The sequence below is a fragment of the Brevibacterium daeguense genome (assembly GCF_021729135.1).
Classification (GTDB): Bacteria; Actinomycetota; Actinomycetes; order Actinomycetales; family Brevibacteriaceae; genus Brevibacterium; species Brevibacterium daeguense.
Map to the genome: position 1 here is coordinate 677,665 of NZ_JAJTWW010000001.1, position 20,338 is coordinate 698,002.

17 protein-coding genes are annotated in these 20,338 nt (G+C 67.3%); all 17 read left to right on the forward strand.

Features of this window, described 5'->3' with window-relative positions; all coding sequences use genetic code 11:
- The gene (locus LXN01_RS03125) at positions 1–1,452 is read left to right on the forward strand and encodes a UDP-N-acetylmuramoyl-tripeptide--D-alanyl-D-alanine ligase (RefSeq protein WP_236863064.1); all 1,452 of its coding nucleotides are present in this window, start codon (positions 1–3) and stop codon (positions 1,450–1,452) included.
- Positions 1,449–2,537, forward strand: a complete 1,089-nt coding sequence (mraY, locus tag LXN01_RS03130; RefSeq protein ID WP_236863065.1) for a phospho-N-acetylmuramoyl-pentapeptide-transferase — start codon at positions 1,449–1,451, stop codon at positions 2,535–2,537. Before LXN01_RS03125 ends, mraY begins: the two co-directional genes overlap by 4 nt.
- Positions 2,530–4,104, forward strand: a complete 1,575-nt coding sequence (gene murD, locus LXN01_RS03135; protein ID WP_236863066.1) for a UDP-N-acetylmuramoyl-L-alanine--D-glutamate ligase — start codon at positions 2,530–2,532, stop codon at positions 4,102–4,104. Before mraY ends, murD begins: the two co-directional genes overlap by 8 nt.
- Positions 4,104–5,405, forward strand: coding sequence for a putative lipid II flippase FtsW (gene ftsW, locus LXN01_RS03140; RefSeq protein WP_236863067.1), 1,302 nt, complete (start codon positions 4,104–4,106; stop codon positions 5,403–5,405). Before murD ends, ftsW begins: the two co-directional genes overlap by 1 nt.
- 10 nt (positions 5,406–5,415) lie before the next feature.
- Positions 5,416–6,645 carry an undecaprenyldiphospho-muramoylpentapeptide beta-N-acetylglucosaminyltransferase gene (murG, locus tag LXN01_RS03145; RefSeq protein ID WP_236863068.1) on the forward strand — a complete coding sequence of 410 codons (1,230 nt, stop codon included), beginning with the start codon at positions 5,416–5,418 and terminating at the stop codon, positions 6,643–6,645.
- A complete protein-coding gene (murC, locus tag LXN01_RS03150) occupies positions 6,642–8,042 on the forward strand; it encodes a UDP-N-acetylmuramate--L-alanine ligase (RefSeq protein ID WP_236863069.1) in 1,401 nt (466 codons plus the stop codon). The genes murG and murC overlap by 4 nt, the downstream gene beginning before the upstream one ends.
- Positions 8,039–8,758: a cell division protein FtsQ/DivIB gene (locus LXN01_RS03155; RefSeq protein ID WP_236863070.1), complete on the forward strand. Its 720-nt coding sequence runs from the start codon at positions 8,039–8,041 to the stop codon at positions 8,756–8,758. Before murC ends, LXN01_RS03155 begins: the two co-directional genes overlap by 4 nt.
- 217 nt (positions 8,759–8,975) lie before the next feature.
- Complete coding sequence (gene ftsZ, locus LXN01_RS03160) at positions 8,976–10,148, forward strand: cell division protein FtsZ (protein ID WP_236863071.1); 1,173 nt, start codon at positions 8,976–8,978, stop codon at positions 10,146–10,148.
- Between the two features lie 14 nt (positions 10,149–10,162).
- Positions 10,163–10,915: a peptidoglycan editing factor PgeF gene (gene pgeF, locus LXN01_RS03165; RefSeq protein ID WP_236863072.1), complete on the forward strand. Its 753-nt coding sequence runs from the start codon at positions 10,163–10,165 to the stop codon at positions 10,913–10,915.
- A gap of 130 nt (positions 10,916–11,045) precedes the next feature.
- On the forward strand, positions 11,046–11,537 hold the full coding sequence (locus tag LXN01_RS03170; protein ID WP_236863073.1) for a cell division protein SepF: 492 nt from the start codon (positions 11,046–11,048) through the stop codon (positions 11,535–11,537).
- Positions 11,538–11,648: 111 nt separating this feature from the next.
- Positions 11,649–11,948 (forward strand): YggT family protein, encoded by a 300-nt coding sequence (locus LXN01_RS03175; RefSeq protein ID WP_236863074.1) that lies wholly within the window; start codon positions 11,649–11,651, stop codon positions 11,946–11,948.
- Between the two features lie 182 nt (positions 11,949–12,130).
- A complete protein-coding gene (locus LXN01_RS03180) occupies positions 12,131–12,940 on the forward strand; it encodes a DivIVA domain-containing protein (RefSeq protein WP_236863075.1) in 810 nt (269 codons plus the stop codon).
- 226 nt (positions 12,941–13,166) lie between these two features.
- Positions 13,167–13,715 carry a signal peptidase II gene (locus tag LXN01_RS03185; protein ID WP_236863076.1) on the forward strand — a complete coding sequence of 183 codons (549 nt, stop codon included), beginning with the start codon at positions 13,167–13,169 and terminating at the stop codon, positions 13,713–13,715.
- On the forward strand, positions 13,712–14,641 hold the full coding sequence (locus LXN01_RS03190; protein WP_236863077.1) for an RluA family pseudouridine synthase: 930 nt from the start codon (positions 13,712–13,714) through the stop codon (positions 14,639–14,641). Before LXN01_RS03185 ends, LXN01_RS03190 begins: the two co-directional genes overlap by 4 nt.
- 246 nt (positions 14,642–14,887) lie before the next feature.
- Complete coding sequence (dnaE, locus tag LXN01_RS03195) at positions 14,888–18,418, forward strand: DNA polymerase III subunit alpha (RefSeq protein WP_425547687.1); 3,531 nt, start codon at positions 14,888–14,890, stop codon at positions 18,416–18,418.
- A gap of 75 nt (positions 18,419–18,493) precedes the next feature.
- Positions 18,494–19,819, forward strand: coding sequence for a histidinol dehydrogenase (gene hisD / locus LXN01_RS03200; RefSeq protein WP_236863079.1), 1,326 nt, complete (start codon positions 18,494–18,496; stop codon positions 19,817–19,819).
- Complete coding sequence (gene nrdR / locus LXN01_RS03205) at positions 19,819–20,304, forward strand: transcriptional regulator NrdR (protein WP_236863080.1); 486 nt, start codon at positions 19,819–19,821, stop codon at positions 20,302–20,304. Before hisD ends, nrdR begins: the two co-directional genes overlap by 1 nt.
- The last annotated feature ends 34 nt before the right edge of the window (positions 20,305–20,338 follow it).

Consider the following 20,338-nt stretch of genomic DNA (forward strand, 5'->3'; position numbering starts at 1 on the left):
ATGAAGCAATTTGCAGCGCACGAGGTGGCGACAGCCCTCAAAGGCGAACTCTACGGAATCTCTCCCGACACACTGCTCACCGGGGGAGTCGTCACCGACTCCCGGGAAGTCCAGCCCGGCGACGTCTTCGTGGCCCGCCGCGGCGAGACCGCCGACGGCCTGGACTACGCTCCGGCGGCCATCGAAGCCGGTGCCTCGCTCATCATCGCGGAGGCGGTGCCGACCGTCGACGGGGAGCATCTGCCGTCCCTGCACGTGGCCGATGCGACGGTGGCGCTCGGGCAGCTGGCCCGGCTCAGCGTCGAGGCGCTCCGGGAGACCGGCGAGCTGACCGTGATCGCGATCACCGGCTCGGCCGGCAAGACCACGGTCAAGGACCTCACCGGTGATCTGCTCGCCGGCCACGCTGAGACGGTGTGGCCGCCCAACTCCTACAACAACGAGGTCGGCGTCCCGCTGACGGCGCTGCGCGCGTCCGAGACGACCCGCTTCCTGGTGCTCGAGATGGGCGCCCGCTCGATCGGCAATCTCAGCTATCTCACCTCCCTGGTGCGGCCGGACATCGCCGTCGAGCTGGGGGTGGGCACCGCGCATTCCGGAGTCTTCGGCTCGCTGGAGAACACTGCCCGCGCCAAGGCCGAGCTCGTCGAGTCGCTGGTCGAGGGCGGATGGGCGGTCCTCAACGCCGACGACCACCGGGTCGCGGCGATGCAGGAGGTGCTGGCCGCAGGCGTGAGCACGCTCTGGTTCAGTAGGGAGGCGGAACCCGAGCGAGAGCCCGCTGTCCGCGCAAGCGGCATCCAGGCGCACGCCTCGGGCCGCACCTCGTTCACCCTCCATCTCCCCGACGCCGAACCCGCACCCGTCGAACTCGCACTCCTCGGCGAGCACCACGTCGCGAACGCGCTGGCAGCTGCTGCGGTCGCCCACCTGTGCGGCATCCCGGCCCGCTCGATCGTGACCACGCTGGCGACCTCCGGAGCGGCCAGCCGGTGGCGAATGGAGCTCATCGACTCACCCTCGGGCATCACCGTGCTCAACGACGCCTACAACGCCAACCCGGATTCCATGCGCGCCAGCCTCAAGACGCTGGCGGCGATGGGACGCGGCGACGACACAACAGGTCCCCGCCGCACTTTCGCCGTCCTCGGGGAGATGCTCGAACTCGGCGAGGACTCGGTGGAGGCCCACGACTCGATCGGGCGGCTGGTGGTCCGCCTCAACATCGGACGGACGATCGTCGTCGGCGAGGGAGCCAAGCCCATCTTCCAGGCCGCGAACCTCGAGGGCTCATGGGGCAACGAGGCCGCGTGGGTGCCCTCGATCGCCGAGGCCCGCGAACTGCTCCAGGCCGAGCTGCAGCCCGGGGACATCGTGCTGTTCAAGTCCTCTCGGGACGCCGGCCTGCGGTACCTGGGCGATGAGATCGCAGGGGTGTCGGGGGCGCAATGATCGCAGTCGTCATCGCGGCGTGCCTGAGCCTCGTGCTCACCCTCGTCGGCACTCCGCTCCTGATCCGCGTGCTGGTCAAGCGCGGCTACGGCCAGTTCATCCGGGACGACGGCCCGGCCTCCCACGCCACGAAGCGGGGGACCCCCACCATGGGCGGGGTCGTCGTCATCGGGGCCACGCTCATCTCCTACTTCCTGGCCCACCTGCTCACCGGATCGCTGCCGACCGTGTCCGGCCTGCTCGTGCTGTGGCTGGCGGCGGGCCTCGGCGCGGTCGGCTTCATCGACGACTACATCAAGGTCTCCCGGCAGAGATCCCTGGGACTCCGGCCGGCGGGCAAGCTCATCGGACAGGGCTTCGTCGGCATCAGCTTCTCGGTGCTGGCCCTCCAGTTCCCCAATCAGTACGGCCAGACGCCTGCGTCGACAGCGATCTCGTTCGTCAGGGACACCAGTGTCGACCTCGCCTTCGCGGGCACGCTCGTCGGGCTGGTCCTGTTCGTCCTCTGGTCGAACCTCATCGTCACCGCAGTGTCGAATGCCGTGAATCTGACCGACGGGCTCGACGGTCTGGCTGCCGGGGCCGCCTCCGTGGTGTTCGCCGGCTTCGTCATCATCACGACCTGGCAGTCGACCCAGAACTGCGACCTCATGAGCCAGGCCCGGCAGGGCTGCTACGAGGTCCGCGATCCCCGCGACCTCACGATCGTGGGCGCCGCGATGGCGGCAGCCTGCATCGGATTCCTGTGGTGGAACGCCTCACCGGCCAAGATCTTCATGGGCGACACCGGCTCGCTGGCGATCGGCGGTGCCATCGCCGGGCTGGCGATCATGTCGCGCACCGAGCTGCTGCTGATCATCATCTGCGGTCTCTTCGTCATCATCACCCTGAGCGTCATCATCCAGGTCGTCTCCTTCAAGCTCACCGGCAAGCGGGTATTCCGGATGGCGCCGCTGCAGCACCATTTCGAGCTCCGCGGGTGGGCGGAGGTCACGATCGTGATCCGGTTCTGGATCATCGCCATCCTCTTCGTCGTCGCAGCTGTCGCGCTGTTCTACGCCGAGTGGGTGTCCCATCTTGACTGATGCCGGACTGCCGCCGATCGTGTCGCCGGGCGCCGAGCCCGTCGGCTATCCCCACGCCGAGGCGATCCCGGCCGCGCTGCACGGACCCACCTCATCACTGGCAGGTCTGACGATCCTCGTCACCGGACTGGGCGTGTCCGGGTATCCGGCGGCCGTTCACGTGGCGGAGCGCGGTGCCGAGGTGATCGTCGTCGACTCGGACACCGCCCGCGACCTCTCCGAGCGCGAGGCGATCCTGCGCGTCTTCGACGTCGACATCCGGCGCGGCGACGAACACGTCGCGGACATCCCGTGCAGCCGCTCGGGCAGGACTCCGGACCTGATCATCACCTCCCCGGGATGGCGGCCCGATCAGCCTCTCCTGGCGGCCGCGGACAGGGCCGGGATCCCGGTCATCGGAGAAGTCGAGCTGGCCTGGCGCGTGCGGGGAACCAACAGCGCGCCGTGGCTGGTGGTGACCGGAACGAACGGCAAGACCACCACCACGTCGATGCTCGCCGCCATGCTGCAGGCCGCCGGTCTGCGCGCGCGGGCCTGCGGCAACATCGGCGCACCGCTGCTGGAGGCCGTCCTCGACCCGGAGGCCGATGTGCTGGCGATCGAGCTGTCGAGCTTCCAGCTCCACTGGCAGTTCTCGATGTCCGCCCACGCCGCGGCCGTGCTCAACATCGCAGATGACCATCTCGATTGGCACGGAGACCGCGACTCCTACATCGCGGACAAGGCGAAGGCCTACTCGAACGTGGCGCGCGCCTGCGTCTACAACGTCGCCGACCCGACGACCCGCACGATGGTCGAGGACGCCGAGGTGATCGCAGGTGCCCGGGCCATCGGCTTCGGCACCGGGATCCCGCGTCCTGGGGAGTTCGGGCTCGTCGACGACGTCCTGGTCGACCGCGCGTTCGTCGCGGAGCGACGAACCTCGGCGGCCGAGCTGGCCTCGACCGCCGACGTCGCCGCCGCCTCCGGCAACCCTGATCGTCCCGCCTCGCCCCACCAGGTGGCCAATGCGCTGGCCGCGGCCGCGCTGGCACGGTCGCTCGACGTGCCGCCGATCGCGATCAGAGATGGTCTGCGTGCTCACACCACCGGCGGGCACAGGCTCGAAGTGGTCGGCGAGAGCGGCAGGATCCAGTGGATCGACGATTCGAAGGCAACCAATCCTCACGCCGCGGATGCGGCGCTGTCGGCGTTCGAATCGGTCGTGTGGATCGCGGGCGGCCTGGCCAAGGGGGCGCGCTATGACGAACTCGTGGCCGCTCACGCGCACCGGCTGCGCGCGGTCGTGCTCATCGGGACCGACCGGCAGCCGCTGCGCCGTGCACTGGGCGAACATGCCCCCGGGGTGCCGGTCCACGAGATCGACGAGATCGACGATGCGGAACTGCCTGCTGAACTGCGGGGCGCCGAGGTCATCGCCGAGGCAGTCGGTGCGGCCGGAACGTGGGCGCAGGTGGGGGACACAGTGCTGCTGGCGCCGGCGGCGGCGAGCATGGACCAGTTCCGGGACTACGCCTCCCGCGGCGAGCTGTTCGCAGAAGCGGTGTCGACATATCTGGAGGGCTGATGGGCTTCCTCGGAATTCCCACGCGCAGCTCCGAACCACGCGTGCGCCGGACCACGCCGGAGGACTTCATCCGCTCCGGCAGCGGGGTCTGGGCGTCGGTTCGGCGGCTCCTCGAGCTGCCCGTGACCAGCTACTACATCGTGCTGTTCGCCACTCTTGCGCTCACCGCGCTCGGGTTGATCATGGTCCTGTCCGCGTCGTCGATCGTCTCCTACGACGGGGGAGAAGGGTCGTCATTCACGCTGTTCAATCGGCAGCTGGTGTTCGCGCTGATCGGGCTGTTCATGATGTTCACCCTGTCCCTGGCGCCGTTGCGGTTCTGGCGATTCATCGCCGGACCTGCGATCATCCTCGGAATGCTGCTGCAGGTGCTCCCGTTCATCCCGGGTCTGGGACAGACGGTCAACGGCTCGACCAGCTGGGTCGAGATCGGCGGCGTCCAAGCTCAGCCCGCGGAGTTCGTCAAGGTGGCGCTGGCGCTGTGGCTGGGCGTGTTCCTCGCGAACAAGGCCACCAAGCTGCACAGCATCAGGGAGCTCATGCCTGCGGTCGCCGTGCTCGGGATCGTGCTGGGCTTCATCCTCTACGGCCGCGATCTGGGCACCGGAATCATCATCATGGGGCTGGCCCTCGGCGCGCTCTTCGTGGGCGGGGTGCCATGGAGATACTTCTTCGCCGCCCTTGCCGCGATCCTCGCCGTCGTCGCAGTGATGGTGCTGACCAGCGCCAATCGGATGGCCCGCATCAAGGCGATGTTCACCGGCGGCGACTCGGCGCAGATGGACGCGCTGGGGCAGCATTGGCAGTCGAACCACGGACTGTTCGCCCTGGCCTCGGGAGGCTGGTTCGGCGTCGGCCTGGGGGCCAGCCGGGAGAAATGGTCCTGGCTGCCGGAGGCGCACAACGACTTCATCTTCGCCATCATCGGCGAGGAGCTGGGGCTTGTCGGCTCCTTCATCGTGATCCTGCTGTTCCTGGTGCTCGGCTACGGACTGATCCGGATCCTCATGCGCACCGACGACCGCTTCGTCCAGGCGACCACTGCCGGCGTGTTCGTGTGGCTGATCGGGCAGGCCGCCGTCAACATCGGCGTCGTCGCCGGTGTGCTGCCGGTGATCGGGGTGCCCCTGCCCCTCGTCTCCTATGGAGGCTCGGCTCTCATCGCCACCCTGATCGCCGTCGGCATGATGCTGTCCTTCGCGCGCGCCGAGGCGGGGGCGCTGGAGGCGATGCGCGCCCAGTCGAGCCGAGTCCGCCGGTCCCTCGCAGTCCTTGCCCGCCGTCCCGCCCGCAGAAAGTGAAGAGACCTCAATGCCCCTGACAGTGCTGCTCGCCGGTGGCGGGACCACCGGTCACATCTCGCCGATGCTCGCGATCGCCGAGGACCTGCGTCGGCGAGAACCGGACAGCGAGCTCATCATGCTCGGAACCGAGGAGGGCCTCGAGACCACACTGGTCCCCGCCGCCGGCTTCGAGCTGGTGACGATCGACAAGGTGCCGGCTCCCCGCAGGCTCGATGCCTCTCTCCTCCGGTTCCCCGGTCGGCTGCTGGGAACCGTGAGGGCGGTGTCCCAGCTGATTCGCAGCCGCGGAGTCGATGTCGTCGTCGGTGTCGGGGGCTATGTGTCCACTCCCGCATATCTGGCCGCCAGACGCGCCGGCGTCCCGATCGTCATCCACGAGGCGAACGCGCGGCCCGGGCTGGCGAACCGCCTCGGCGCTCGGCTGACTTCCCCGGAGCTGATCGGCTACACCTTCGCCCGCACGCCGCTGCCCGGCGAGCACGTCGGCATGCCGATGCGCGAGGGCATCGAGGCCGTCGACCACCGGGACTCGTCTGCACGGGCCGCAGCCGCTGCCCGGCTGGGTCTCGACCCGAAGCTGCCGACCCTCGTCGTCACCGGTGGGTCACTCGGAGCACAGGCGATCAACGAGGCCTGTCGCGACGCGATGCCCGATCTGATGGCCGCGGGCTGCCAGATCCTCCACATCACCGGCCGGGGCAAGGGCGAGGAACTCATGGCGGCCGCGCGCGAGCACCGGGACTATCACGTCGTGGACTACGTCGACGGGATGGAGAACGCGTATGCCGCGGCCGATCTGGTGATCTGCCGCGCAGGCGCCGGGACCGTGGCCGAGGTGACCGCGGTTCGAGTTCCGGCCGTCTACGTGCCGCTGCCGATCGGCAACGGCGAGCAGCGCCTCAACGCCGCCGACGCGGTCGATGCGGGGGCAGCACTCGTCATCGACAATGCGGACTTCACGGGCGACGCCGTGCGCTCGACGGTGATTCCGCTGCTCGGCGACGAGCAGCGGCGGTCGGCGATGACGACTGCCGCTGAGAACATGGACTTTCCGCGCTCGGCGGCGCAGACCATGGTGCAGAAGGTGTATCGCGCCCTCGAACGACCCCTTCCGCCGCTGCCGTCCGGCGCCCCCACTCCGAATCACTCCGGTACCGCCGCCGGCGCTGCCGACGCCGCCGGTGCTGCCGGTGGTCGGGAACGCGTCGATCCCAGCCAGGAACGAGGACAGGAATGACAGACACCATCCCCAGAGCCGAGGAGCTCGGCCGCGTCCACTTCATCGGCATCGGCGGTGCAGGAATGTCCGGGATCGCACGCATCATGCTCATGCGCGGCATCCCGGTCAGCGGATCCGATGCGAAGGAGTCCAGCGTCGTGACGACCCTGCGCGCCCAGGGCGCGCAGGTCAGCATCGGGCAGCGTGCCGAGAACATCCGGGATGTGGACACCGTTGTCGTGTCCTCCGCGATCCGGGAGTCGAACCCGGAACTCGCCGCTGCCCGCGTCCGCGGCCTGCAGGTGATCCACCGGTCGCTGGCGCTGGCGTCCCTGATGGTGGATCGGCGGGCAGTGGCGGTGGCGGGCACCCACGGCAAGACCACGACCACGTCGATGACGACGGTGGCGCTGCAGGCGTGCGGCGCGGACCCGTCCTTCGTCATCGGGGGAGTGCTCACCGCGACCGGCACCAGCGCCCATGAGGGCACGGGGGATGTGTTCGTCGCGGAGGCCGACGAATCGGACGGCTCGTTCCTGCTCTACCGCCCGACCGTGGGAGTCATCACCAACGCGGAGCCCGATCACCTCGACCACTACGGGACCTGGGAGGCAGTCCGCGAGGCCTTCGTGGAGTTCTGCGCCCACGTCGGCGAGCAGAACGGGACGATCGTGGCCTGCGCGGACGACCCCGGTGCGCGGGAGATCGCCGAGCAGGCCGGGCAGACCGGCACGCGGGTCCTGCTCTACGGCCAGGCGCCCGAATCCGACGCCCGCATCGTCGGCTTCCGAGAGGGCGCCTCGGGCGCGGAGTTCAGCATCGAGCTCGACGGCCAGGTGCACGGCCCGATCAGCCTGCAGCAGCCGGGGGCGTACAACGCCGCCAATGCGACGGCCGCCGTGTGCGTCGCCCACGAGCTCGGGCTGTCGGTCACCGCTGCGATCTCCGGTGTCGAGTCCTTCGGCGGGACTCGGCGCCGCTTCGAGCTGCGCGGAGCGGGTCGCGGCGTGCGGGTGTACGACGACTACGCTCACCATCCCACCGAACTCACGGCGGTGCTGACCGCGGCGTCCTCGGTCGTCGATCCCGGCGGTCGAGTCCACGTGGTCTTCCAGCCGCATCTGTTCTCCCGCACCCAGAACTTCAAGGCCGAGTTCGGGACAGCCCTGGGCATCGCCGACGAGGTCGTGGTGCTCGACGTCTACCCCGCCAGGGAGGACCCGATCCCGGGGGTGACCGGTGCGATCGTGGCCGCCGAGGTGCCGCACGACAACGTCGCATTCCTCCCCTCGTTCGCCGATGTGGTGCCGTACGTCGTCGACCGAGTGCGGCCGGGAGACGTGGTCATCACCGCGGGGGCCGGCGACGTCACCCTGCTCGGGCCGGAGATCGTGGCAGCGCTCAGCACCGCATGACCACGCTCAGCCTCAGCGATCGCCTCGCGCAGCGCCGCCGCAGGAGGATGCTGCGATGGGGGATCGGCGCCGCCGTCGTCGCAGCCCTCGCGGCGCTGCTGAGCGTCGCGTGGTTCACCCCCGTGCTCGAGCTCAGATCCGTCGAGGTCACCGGCGGTGAGCTCACCGATCCGGAGGAGGTTCGGGAATCAGTGCTCAGCGCGCACGCCGGCACGCCGCTGCCGCGGATCCGACTGGGTGCGCTCGAGGGGCAGCTGCTCGACGACTATCCCAAGGCCGCCGAGATCCGGGCACGCTGGTCGGGTCCGAATTCCCTGCGAATCTCGGTCACCGACCGGCGGCCTGTGCTCGCCGTTCCTGATGCGGGTCGCTGGGACCGCTACGACGGCGAGGGCAACAGGATCGACAGCGTCACGGCGGAGCCTGAGCTGCCGGTGCTCGAGCTCGATGGTGTCGTCGACATTCCGGCTGCGATCACCTCCGCGGTGCAATTCATGGCAGCGGTGCCCGAGGCGGAGAGGGCCAATATCGTGTCGATGACTGCCGGCTCCCCGGAGGACCTGCGCATCGTGTACCTCCATGAGGAGGACGAGGTCACCATCGTCTTCGGTTCGCCGGAGGACGCCGCCCGGAAGTTCGAGGTCGCGCGAGCCCTGCTGGGCACCGGCCCGAAGACGATCGACGTGTCCGTTCCGGAGGTGCCGGTCACGAGCTGAGCCAGGGCCGGCTGTGAGGAGCGGCGGGCTGAGGAGCGTAGAGTGGGCGCGCAGGAACATCGCGAGACAACATCGCGAGACGCCGGCGTCGCGGTGAGACGAAGGGGACACACCATCTGCAGTGGTTGCACCGGGCGCTCGATAACCATAGCGTCTCTCACAAAGGCACAATCGCCAGTAGCCCAGTAGGGCCTGATGCGTCGAAAGAGGAACCGACTTGGCTGAATTCCCACAATCCGGAGCTGACATCAAGGTCGCCGGTACCGGCGGCGCCGGTGTCAATGCCGTGCAGCGGATGATCGATGTCGGGCTGCGCGGTGTCGAGTTCATCGCGATCAACACCGACGCCCAGGCGCTGCTGCTCTCGGAAGCAGACCTCAAGCTCGAGATCGGCCGTGATCTCACCCGTGGCCTCGGCGCAGGAGCCGACCCGGAGATCGGCCGCAAGGCCGCGGAGGACTCCGAGGAGGCGATCCGCGAGGCGCTCGAGGGCGCCGATATGGTCTTCGTCACTGCCGGCGAGGGCGGCGGCACCGGCACCGGGGCGGCCCCGGTCGTCGCGCGGATCGCCCGGTCCCTCGGGGCGCTCACGATCGGTGTGGTGACCCGCCCCTTCACCTTCGAGGGCCGGCGCCGATCCGCCCAGGCGGAGTCGGGCATCGCAGCTCTGCGCGAAGAGGTCGACACCCTCATCGTGATTCCCAACGACCGGCTGCTGTCGATCTCGGATCGCAACGTCTCGGTCATCGAGGCCTTCCAGTCCGCGGACGAGGTGCTGCGATCGGGCGTGCAGGGCATCACCGATCTGATCTCGACCCCGGGCATGATCAACCTCGACTTCGCGGACGTGAAGTCCGTGATGCAGGACGCCGGCACTGCGCTCATGGGAATCGGCTCCGCCGTCGGAGAGGATCGCGCCGTGCAGGCTGCGGAAGCCGCGATCGCCTCGCCGCTGCTGGAGGCGAGCATCGAGGGCGCCCACGGTGTGCTGCTGAGCATTCAGGGCGGCTCCGACCTCGGTCTGTTCGAGATCAACGAAGCCGCCCGGCTGGTCCAGGAAGCTGCTCACCCGGAGGCGAACATCATCTTCGGCACCGTCATCGACGACAACCTCGGAGACGAATGCCGGATCACGGTCATCGCCGCCGGATTCGACGCACCGATGGCCGGCGACCGCCCGGAGCCGCTGGCCGCACGCCCTGCGGCCGTCGAGCCGGAGCCTGTGCCGGCCCGCACCGAGGTCGAAACCGAGCAGCCGCTGTCGGCGGGCTACCAGGAGCCGACTCCGCTCCGCCCGGTCGCGGAGCAGGAGGTTCCCGCCGCGCTGCCGGAGGAGCGTGTAGCCCGCTTCGACAACAGCGATCTCGACATTCCCGACTTCCTCAAGTAGTAGGCGGTTCAGCAGTGCTCGCCAGTCGCTTCGTCCTGCCGGGGGAGCACTTCGTCGCCAATGCCGCCTTCACCGATCGGAGGGGCGGCTACAGCAGCCAGCCCTTTGCGTCATTCAACCTGGCCCACCACGTGGGCGACGACGAGGCGATGGTCGGGGCCAACCGCAGCATGCTCGCCACGGTGCTCGGGCTGCAGGCGGACCGGCTCAGCTACGTGTCCCAGGTCCACGGCACCGACGTGCACGAGGTCACGGTCTCAGCCGGCGCGGCTTCGCTGCCCCGGGAGACCGTGGTCGCCGACGCGCAGCTGACCACCACCCCGGGCGTCGGCCTGGTGGTCCTGGTGGCCGACTGCACACCGGTGCTGCTGGCAGACGTCCGGACCGGCGTCATCGCCGCAGTCCACGCCGGACGCAAGGGCATGGCCGCAGGAATCGTGCACAGGACGGTCGCGGCGATGCGCCGGGCAGGCGCCGACGACATTCGCGCGGCCATCGGGCCGGCGATCTGCGCGCGCTGCTATGAGGTGCCTACAGAGATGCGAGCCGAGGTGGCGACTCACGAGCCCGTGACCGCCTCGGTCTCGCGGAAGGGCATGCCGGCACTGGACGTGCCCGGAGGCGTTGCGGAGCAGCTCAGCGCCGAGGGAGTCGTGCTCGAGCACTGGGATGACCGGTGCACCTTCGAGGACGCCGAGCTGTTCTCCTACCGCCGCGACGGAACCACGGGACGCTTCGCCGGCGTCGTGTGGTTCGATCGTCGCTGAGGAAAACGCCTCCGACACGCCCGCGCGCCTGGTCCGATCCGACCGGCGCCTGCGATAGCTTCGAAGATGAGGGAAACCCGCTGCGGCCTGCTCACCGTCCGCGGCATCACCAGAGCCACAAGGAGACGATATGTCCGCTCTCAAGAAGATCGGCACCTATCTGGGCTTCGTCGAGGATGACATCGACGAGCCCATGCCGCGGAAGGCGCACGACCGTGATGAATACGTCGACGAGTACGAAGACGAAGACTTCGGCGACGACATCGAGGATCAGGTGCCGGCCGCGGTGACCCCTATCCGAGCGTCCGTCCGTCCCGTGGAGCACGCCCCTGTGTCAGCAATGCAGCGCATTCAGACGATCCACCCCCGCAGCTACAACGACGCGAAGGCGATCGGCACGGCGTTCCGGGACGGGATTCCCGTGATCATGAACCTCTCGGCGATGGACGAGACCAACTCCAAGCGCCTCGTGGACTTCTCCGCCGGACTGATCTTCGGGCTGCGCGGCTCGATCGAGAAGGTCACCAACAACGTCTTCCTGCTGACTCCTGAGAACATCGAGGTCACGAACGAGAGCGAGGCCGCTGCGGACACGCAGGCGAGCTTCTTCAACCAGAGCTGAGCTTCGAACTCACTGAATGTAAGGGTTTCGGTTCGGGTTTCCTGAGGACGGCGGTCTACTCTAGTGGGTAGGTCGCCGTCGGCAATTCATCGAAAGAGGTTCGACTTCCTCGTGAGTATCATCTTCTATCTGCTCGGCACGCTGGTGGGACTGTACGTCTATGTGCTTCTCGCCAGGGTCATCATCGACCTGATCCAGGTCTTCTCAAGGCAGTGGCGTCCGACCGGAGTGATCCTCGTGATCTGCGAGTTCGTCTACACCCTGACCGACCCGCCGATCAGGTTCGTGCGCCGGTTCATCCCGCCGCTGCGGCTCGGACAGATTTCGCTGGACCTCGGGTTCATCGTCGTGTTCATCCTGGTGCAGATTCTCTCCGGTGTCCTCTTCACCCTCTCGCACTCATTCGCGTGAGTCCGGATTCCCAGCTCGCCACCGCAGATTTCAGCGGCGTGCTGACCGTTTCAGCGGTGAGTCGACTGCGGAGTGTCGTCCCTGATCACGGGACAACCCGACTTGCGGTGGGGTATGGTGTGTGCGATCCCTGTCGTATGGCAGAGTTGTAAAGTCAAACATTGTCGACCGAAGGTGGCCTCATGGCGCTTACGCCTGAAGACGTAGTAAACAAGCGGTTCCAGCATGTGAAGTTCCGCGATGGGTACGATCAGGACGAGGTCGACGACTTCCTCGACGAGGTGGTTGTCGAGCTTCGCCGTCTGTACCAGGAGAACGACGAACTCCGTCAGAAGCTCTCCGCCTGCGAACAGCGTGTCAATGAGCTTTCGCAGGGCGGCGCGTCTCGGGCCACCCAGCAGTCGCCGGCCGTCGACGCCGATGCGACCCAGGCGATGCCCGCGGCAGTTCCCGCCAATGAGCCCAAGCAGGATCGCCAGACCTCTGAGCCTGCACAGACGCCTGCTTCGCCTGTCGTGGCCCCGCAGGCGCCGACGACCCCTGCCGCCTCGGCCCCCGCCCCGCAGCCCAAGCGCGAGGAATCGGTGCAGCCTCCTGCCGCGTCCGGTGCCGGGAAGTCCGGCGGGCCGAATATCGCCGCCGGCGGACAGGACGCCACCGGTCTGATCCAGCTCGCTCAGCGCCTCCATGACGAGCACGTTGCAGAAGGCGAGCGCAAGCGGGATCAGCTCGTCAGCGATGCCGAGAAGAAGGCATCGCAGATCGTCGGAGATGCTGAGCGCAAGCGTGACGACACTCTGCGGCATCTGGAGTCGGAGAAGGCCAACCTCGAGCGGGAGATCGACGGCCTGCAGAACTTCGAGCGCCAGTACCGCACCCGCCTGAAGAGCTACCTGACGGATCAGCTCCGCGAGTTGGAGAATTCCGGCTCGCTGGCCCCGGAGAGCCTGGGCGGAAACAAGCTGGGCAACAACTCGTCCCCGTCGATCTGACACCGCGGGCCCCTCTTCCGGCCGCCACCGCCGGAAGAGGGGCCGGAGTGGTGTTCGCTCGACATCCGCACCTCAGAGGCGCCGAGACCACGCGATGGTCGGCGCCTCTGCGGCGTCTGAGCGGGGAGTGCGCTCCTGAAGGTCTCGTCCGCGGCGCAGCTGCGCCCCTACTAGACTGTGAAGCCGACCCTGCACCACCGCCGATGAAACAGGAGACCCAGCACCAGTGAGCTCTGCACCGACGACCAGGAGGCGATCCGTCCTCATCGGAGTCCTGTTCGCCATCGCCGTGGTCGTCGTCGTCATCGATCAGGCGACCAAGCAGATCGCGATCGTCCTGCTGGAGGGGCGACCGGCCATCCCCGTGCTCGGAGAGCTTGCCGGGTTCACCTTCTACCGAAACCCCGGTGCCGCGTTCGGGATGGGGGAGAACGCCACGTGGCTGTTCGCCGTCATCGCGGTGGCCGTCTTCGTCGGGATTCTGATCGCCATGCGTCGACTCGGGTCACGGATCTGGGCCTGGGGTCTGGGGCTGCTGCTGGGCGGACTCACGGGCAACCTCATCGATCGACTGTTCCGCCCGCCGGGATTCATGCACGGCGCTGTCGTCGACTTCATCGATCTCAACTTCTTCATCTGCAATGTCGCAGATATCGCCATTTCCGCAGCCGCTGTGCTCATCGTGCTGGCCACGCTTCGCGGAATCGGCCTCGACGGCAGCCGGGACGGCGACCGCAGAGAATCCAACGACCTGGACGCGAAGGAGCAGGTATGACTGAACGGTCGATCTTCGTTCCCGAAGGTCTTGAGGGCGAGCGGGTCGACACCGCGCTGAGTCGGCTCCTCGGACTGTCGCGCTCGGCAGCCGCGGCGATGGCGGCTGCCGGCGATGTGCAGGTGGACGGAGTGATCGTCGGCAAATCGGATCGGCTCACCAGCGGATCGCGGATCGACGTCGTCATGCCCGAACCGGACAAGCCCCTGGAGATCGTTGCGGAGCCCGTTCCGGGGATGAGGGTGATCCACGACGACGCGGCGCTCGTCGTGGTCGACAAGCCGGTAGGCGTAGCCGCACATGCGGCCGCCGGGTGGGACGGTCCGACCGTGATCGGCGGGCTGGCCGCTGCGGGCTATGGCGTCGCGACCTCAGGCGCAGCCGAGAGACAGGGCATCGTCCACCGGCTTGACGTGGGCACCTCCGGGGTGATGGTGGTCGCGAAGGGGGAGCACGCCTACAGCGTGCTCAAGCGTGCGTTCAAGGAGCGCACTGTCGCGAAGACGTACCATGCGCTCGTCCAGGGCCTGCCCGACCCTGTCGTGGGAACCATCGAGGCGCCTATCGGACGGCATCCGCGCCGAGACGGTCTCTACGCGGTGCGCTCCGAGGGCAAGCACGCGGTCACCCATTACGAGGTTCTGGAGGCCTATCGCTCTGCATCCCTGGTCGAGGTGAATCTGGAGACCGGGCGAACCCATCAGATCCGCGTTCACATGGCCGCGACGAAGCATCCCTGCTGCGGCGATCTCCCCTACGGAGCGGACCCCGTGCTGGCCCGGAAGCTGGGGCTCGACCGCCAGTGGCTGCACGCGGTGCGGCTGGGCTTCACCCACCCGGAATCAGGCGACTGGGTCGAATTCGAGAGTGAGTACCCGCAGGATCTGCAGACCGCACTCGATCGGCTGCGGTCAGCCCAGGGATGACAGGCGATGATCCGACGGGCGCGGCGGAGTGACATGCGCGGCGGCGGGCCGAACTGAGCGGCCGAGGGGACCGATGTCCGAATGGGCAGATGTGCTTGGGCACACACTGCGGTCGGGCGTCGAATGCGCCGAACCTCCGCAGCGTCTGCCCCTGCCGCTAAGGTGATCTGAGCGTGGAATTGTGGAGGGAAATCACTCGTGGTGACCGATGACTTCGTGCATCTGCACGTGCACACCGAATACTCGATGCTCGACGGCGCCGCCCGAATCGGCGACCTCATGGCGGCGGCCAAGGAGATGGGCATGCCCGCCATCGCCACCACCGATCATGGGTACCTGTTCGGCGCATTCGACTTCTGGAGTCAGGCGACGAGCGCCGGGATCAAGCCGATCATCGGTGTGGAGGCGTACGTCACCCCGGGTACAGCGCGCACCGACAAGACCCGGGTGAAATGGCGGACCGACGAGAGCCAGCGCGGGGACGATGTGTCGGGCGGCGGCGCCTACACCCATATGACCCTGCTGGCGGAGAACAACACCGGCATGCAGAACCTGTTCCGGGCGTCGTCGACCGCGTCCCTCGACTCAGCGTTCGGCAAGTGGCCGCGGCTCGACAGGGAGCTGATCGAATCCCATTCGGAGGGACTGATCGCCACGACCGGGTGTCCCTCCAGCGAGATCCAGACCCGCCTGCGACTCGGCCAGTACGACGAGGCCGTCAAGGCTGCCTCCGAGTACAGGGACATCTTCGGCGCCGGAAACTACTACTGCGAGATCATGGACCACGGTCTGTCGATCGAGCGCCGGGTGATCAAGGATCTGCTGCGCCTGGCCAAGCAGCTCGACCTGCCGCTGGTCGCGACGAACGACCTCCACTACACCCACGAGTCGGACGCCAAAGCACATGAGGCGCTGCTGGCGATCCAATCGGGCTCGAAGCTCATCGAGCCGACGTACGACCAGGGTGGCAGCCGGTTCGCATTCTCGGGTTCGGGCTACTACCTCAAGTCGGCGGCGGAGATGCGCTCGCTGTTCAAGGAGATGCCGGAGGCCTGCGACAACACGCTCGAGATCGCCGAGCGGTGCGAGGTCTCCTTCGACACCTCGGCCAACTACATGCCGAAGTTCCCCTGCCCGCCCGGCGAGGACGAGAACTCCTGGCTGATCAAAGAGGTCGACAAAGGACTGCACTTCCGCTACCCGGGCGGAATCCCCGACGCGGTTCGTGCGCAGGCCGACTACGAACTCGACATCATCATCAAGATGGGATTCCCGGGCTATTTCCTGGTCGTGGCCGACTTCATCAACTGGGCGAAGGACAATGGCATTCGCGTGGGTCCCGGCCGCGGTTCCGGAGCGGGCTCGATGGTGGCCTACGCCATGCGCATCACCGAGCTCGACCCGCTCCAGCACGGCTTGATCTTCGAACGCTTCCTCAACCCCGACCGCGTGTCCATGCCGGACTTCGACGTGGATTTCGATGATCGCCGCCGCGGCGAGGTCATCGACTACGTGACGCGGAAGTACGGGTCCGAATACGTGTCGATGATCGTCACCTTCGGGACCATCAAGACCAAGCAGGCGCTCAAGGACTCCGCCCGGGTTCTCGGCAAGCCGTTCTCGATGGGCGAGCGGCTGACGAAGGCGCTGCCGCCGGCAGTGATGGCCAAGGACATCCCACTGGCCGACATCGAGGATCCGCAGTCCAAGCGCTACGGCGAAGCCGGTGAGTTCCGCGAACTGATCCAGTCGGACCCGGAGGCCCGCGAGACCTTCGAGACCGCCAAGGGCCTGGAAGGCCTGAAGCGGCAGTGGGGCGTTCACGCCGCCGGCGTGATCATGTCCTCGGAGCCGATCATCGACGTCATCCCGATCATGCGCCGCTTCCAGGACGGCCAGGTGATCACGCAGTTCGACTACCCGACCAGCGAGGGTCTCGGCCTGATCAAGATGGACTTCCTGGGGCTGCGCAACCTCACCATCATCTCCGACGCGCTTGCCAACATCGAGCTCAACCGGGGCGAGACGCTCGACCTGGAGAACCTCGGGCTGGACGACGAGGAGTCGTACAGGCTGTTGGCCCGCGGCGACACCCTGGGCGTCTTCCAGCTCGACGGCGGCGGCCTGCAGAGCCTGCTTCGCCTCATGCAGCCGGACAACTTCGAGGACATCTCGGCGACCCTGGCTCTGTATCGACCGGGGCCGATGGGCGCCGACTCCCACACCAACTACGCGCTGCGCAAGAACGGCCAGCAGGAGATCACACCGATCCATCCGGAGCTCGAGGAACCGCTCAGGGAGATCCTCGACACCACCTACGGTCTGATCATCTACCAGGAGCAGGTGATGGCGATCGCGCAGAAGGTGGCCGGCTACTCGCTCGGCCAAGCAGATATCCTGCGGCGGGCGATGGGCAAGAAGAAGAAATCCGAGCTCGACAAGCAGCGGGTGGGCTTCTTCGGCGGAATGGCGGAGCGGGGCTTCTCGAAGGAAGCCGCTCAGTCGCTCTGGGACATTCTGCTGCCATTCTCCGACTATGCCTTCAACAAGGCCCACTCCGCCGCCTACGGCGTGGTGTCGTACTGGACGGCCTATCTCAAGGCCCACTACCCCGCTGAGTACATGGCCGCGCTCCTGACTTCTGTGGCCGACAACAAGGACAAGCTCGCTGTCTACCTGAACGAATGCCGCAATATGCGCATCACCGTGCTGCCGCCCGACGTCAATGAGTCGGCGCAGAACTTCACTCCGGTGGGGACCGACATCCGCTTTGGCATGGGAGCGGTCCGCAATGTCGGCGCGAACGTCGTCGAGGGAATCGTCGGGGCTCGCACTGAGAAGGGCGCGTTCACCTCGTTCAACGACTTCCTCGACAAGGTGCCCAGTCACGTGTGCAACAAGCGGACCATCGAATCCCTCGTCAAGGCGGGTGCATTCGATTCGCTGGGGCACTCCCGCCGCTCTCTGGTCGAGGTCCACGAGGAGGCCGTCGACTCGGTGATCGGCGTCAAGCGACAGGAGGCGGCAGGGCAGTTCGATCTGTTCGCAGCACTGGGCGGAGCGGACGATTCGGAGACGAGCTTCTCGGTCACGATCCCCGACCGGCCCGAATGGGATAAGAAGGAGAAGCTGGCATTCGAGCGCGAGATGATCGGGCTGTACGTATCCGACCACCCGCTCAATGGGCTGGAGGGGATCCTGCACAGCGAAGCCGAGATCTCGATCGCCGAGCTCGTCGACCCGGAGAACTCGCGCCCCGACGGATCTTCGGTCAAGATCTGCGGCATGATCACCCAGGTCCTGCGCAAGGTCTCGAAGAACTCCGGCAAGCCCTATGGCATCGTCACCATCGAAGACCTCGAGGCCAGCGTGGAGGTGATGTTCTTCGGCGACGTCTACGAGCCGATCGCCACGCTGCTGGCCACCGATCTGGTGATCACGGTGACCGGCAGGATCCGGCGCTCCGATGATCGGCCCACATCCCTGATGGCGCAGTCGATGACGATCCCGGACGTCACGGATCCCGCCGATCGGCCGCTGAACATCAGCATGCCGGTCGAGCGATGCACTCCCGACCTCGTCGAACAGCTGCGTGAGATCCTGATCGCCAACTCCGGATCCACCGAAGTCCACCTCAACCTCACCCAGCCGGGACGCAGCATTGTGATGCGACTCGATCACAGTGTGAGGGTGAGCCCGGGCCCCAGCCTGTTCGGTGATCTCAAGGCGCTCTTGGGAGCGCAGTGCCTTCAGGCTGCGGGCGCGGCGATGTTCTGACTGCGCCGCAGTCGAAACCAACGTGCCGGTCCTGGCGGTCGGCCGCCCGGGCCGTCGAACTAGAATGAACGGGTGATGAACTTGATGAACCGCCTCGACTTCCGCACGACTCCGCTGGACCGCCGCACGCTGCGCAGTTCCGTTCCCCGCGTTTCCGTCGACATCTCCGACGCCGTGGCAGCTGTCGGCCCGCTGATCACTGATGTGCGTGAGCGCGGGCGCACAGCGGTGCTGGAGTATACGCGACGGTTCGACCAGGTGGAGCTTGAGTCGGTGCGCGTTCCGGCCGAAGCCCTCGGGCGTTCGCTCGCTGAGCTCGACCCGAACATCCGCGCCTCGCTCGAAGAGTCGATCGCCCGGGCTCGGCGAGTGGCTGCGGCCGACCGCCGCGAACCGTCGACCACCGAGTTCGACGGCGACGGCACGGTCACGACGCGCTGGCTGCCCGTGGACCGCGTCGGACTCTATGTGCCGGGCGGACTGGCGGTCTACCCCTCGACAGTGGTGATGAATGTGGTCCCTGCCCAGGAAGCAGGCGTACCGTCCCTGGCCATCGCGTCGCCACCGCAATCGGACGGTCTGCCGCATCCCACGGTGCTGGCTGCTGCCGCTCTGCTCGGCGTGGAGGAAGTCTGGGCGATGGGCGGGGCGCAGGCCATCGCGGCGCTTGCGTACGGCTTCGACGACGGTGAGGACCTGGAGCCCGTCGACCTGATCACCGGGCCGGGCAATGCCTACGTGGCCGCGGCCAAGGCGACTGTGCGGTCGGTGGTCGGCATCGACTCGGTGGCAGGGCCGACTGAGATCATCATCCTCGCTGACGACACTGCAGATCCCGGTTTCGTCGCTGCTGATCTGATCAGCCAGGCCGAACACGATCCATTGGCTGCGGCGGTCCTGGTGACGGACTCCGAGCAGCTCGCCACGGCAGTGGAGAGCCAGCTCGCGGTCCAGGTGCCGGCAGCGGAGCACGCCGAGCGCATCACCGAGGCGCTGTCGGGCCAGCAGTCGGGCATCATCCTGGTAGCCGACCTCGACGCCGGTGTGGCAGTGCTCAATGCCTACGCCGGCGAGCATGTGGAGCTGCTCGTGCGCAACCCCGAGGCGGTCGTGGATCGAGTCACCAGCGGCGGCTCGATATTCCTCGGCTCCCATTCCCCGGTCGCCCTCGGAGACTACTGCTCGGGTTCCAACCATGTGCTGCCCACGATGGGAACGGCATCACACGCCTCAGCGCTGGGCGTTCAGTCGTTCCTCAAGGGGAGCCAGATCATCGACTACCCCCCTGAGGCGTTGCACAAGGTGGCCGATCACATCATCAGCCTCGCGAACGAGGAGGCGCTCCCCGCGCACGGCGCGGCAGTCGCCATGCGCTTCGGCACTGAGGAGGGCGTTCGCTGATGCACTGTCCGTTCTGCCGGCATCCTGATTCGAGAGTGGTCGACTCGCGCATCTCCGAGGACGGGTCCGCGATCCGTCGCAGGCGCCAGTGTCCCAGCTGCATGCGCCGATTCACCACCATGGAGCACACGAGCCTGTCGGTCATCAAGCGCTCCGGAGTCTCCGAGGAGTTCTCCCGGCAGAAGGTCATCGCAGGAGTTCGCAAGGCATGCCAGGGCCGCCCGGTGGGGGAGGACGACCTGGCGAAGATGGCCCAGCAGGTCGAGGAGAAGATCCGCAGCCGGGGCGTGGCCGAGATCGACGCCGATGAGGTGGGCCTGGCGATCCTGGAACCGCTGCGGGAACTCGACCAGGTGGCGTACCTGCGATTTGCCAGCGTGTATCAGGGCTTCGATTCGCTGGAGGATTTCGAGTCGGCGATCGCCTCACTGCGGGCCGAAAGGGATTCGGGGCAGGACAGCCGGAAGTCCGATCCCGCGGGCTGACCGAGCTTGGCACATGACCGTCGGGTCGGTATAT

What these genes read in the sequence shown, in the direction of transcription:
- LXN01_RS03125 (WP_236863064.1), top strand. Translation starts at nt 1, where the DNA reads ATGAAGCAATTTGCAGCGCACGAGGTGGCGACAGCCCTCAAAGGCGAA.
- mraY (WP_236863065.1), top strand. Translation starts at nt 1,449, where the DNA reads ATGATCGCAGTCGTCATCGCGGCGTGCCTGAGCCTCGTGCTCACCCTC.
- ftsW (WP_236863067.1), top strand. Translation starts at nt 4,104, where the DNA reads ATGGGCTTCCTCGGAATTCCCACGCGCAGCTCCGAACCACGCGTGCGC.
- murG (WP_236863068.1), top strand. Translation starts at nt 5,416, where the DNA reads ATGCCCCTGACAGTGCTGCTCGCCGGTGGCGGGACCACCGGTCACATC.
- murC (WP_236863069.1), top strand. Translation starts at nt 6,642, where the DNA reads ATGACAGACACCATCCCCAGAGCCGAGGAGCTCGGCCGCGTCCACTTC.
- LXN01_RS03155 (WP_236863070.1), top strand. Translation starts at nt 8,039, where the DNA reads ATGACCACGCTCAGCCTCAGCGATCGCCTCGCGCAGCGCCGCCGCAGG.
- LXN01_RS03170 (WP_236863073.1), top strand. Translation starts at nt 11,046, where the DNA reads ATGTCCGCTCTCAAGAAGATCGGCACCTATCTGGGCTTCGTCGAGGAT.
- LXN01_RS03180 (WP_236863075.1), top strand. Translation starts at nt 12,131, where the DNA reads ATGGCGCTTACGCCTGAAGACGTAGTAAACAAGCGGTTCCAGCATGTG.
- LXN01_RS03190 (WP_236863077.1), top strand. Translation starts at nt 13,712, where the DNA reads ATGACTGAACGGTCGATCTTCGTTCCCGAAGGTCTTGAGGGCGAGCGG.
- dnaE (WP_425547687.1), top strand. Translation starts at nt 14,888, where the DNA reads ATGCTCGACGGCGCCGCCCGAATCGGCGACCTCATGGCGGCGGCCAAG.
- hisD (WP_236863079.1), top strand. Translation starts at nt 18,494, where the DNA reads ATGAACTTGATGAACCGCCTCGACTTCCGCACGACTCCGCTGGACCGC.
- nrdR (WP_236863080.1), top strand. Translation starts at nt 19,819, where the DNA reads ATGCACTGTCCGTTCTGCCGGCATCCTGATTCGAGAGTGGTCGACTCG.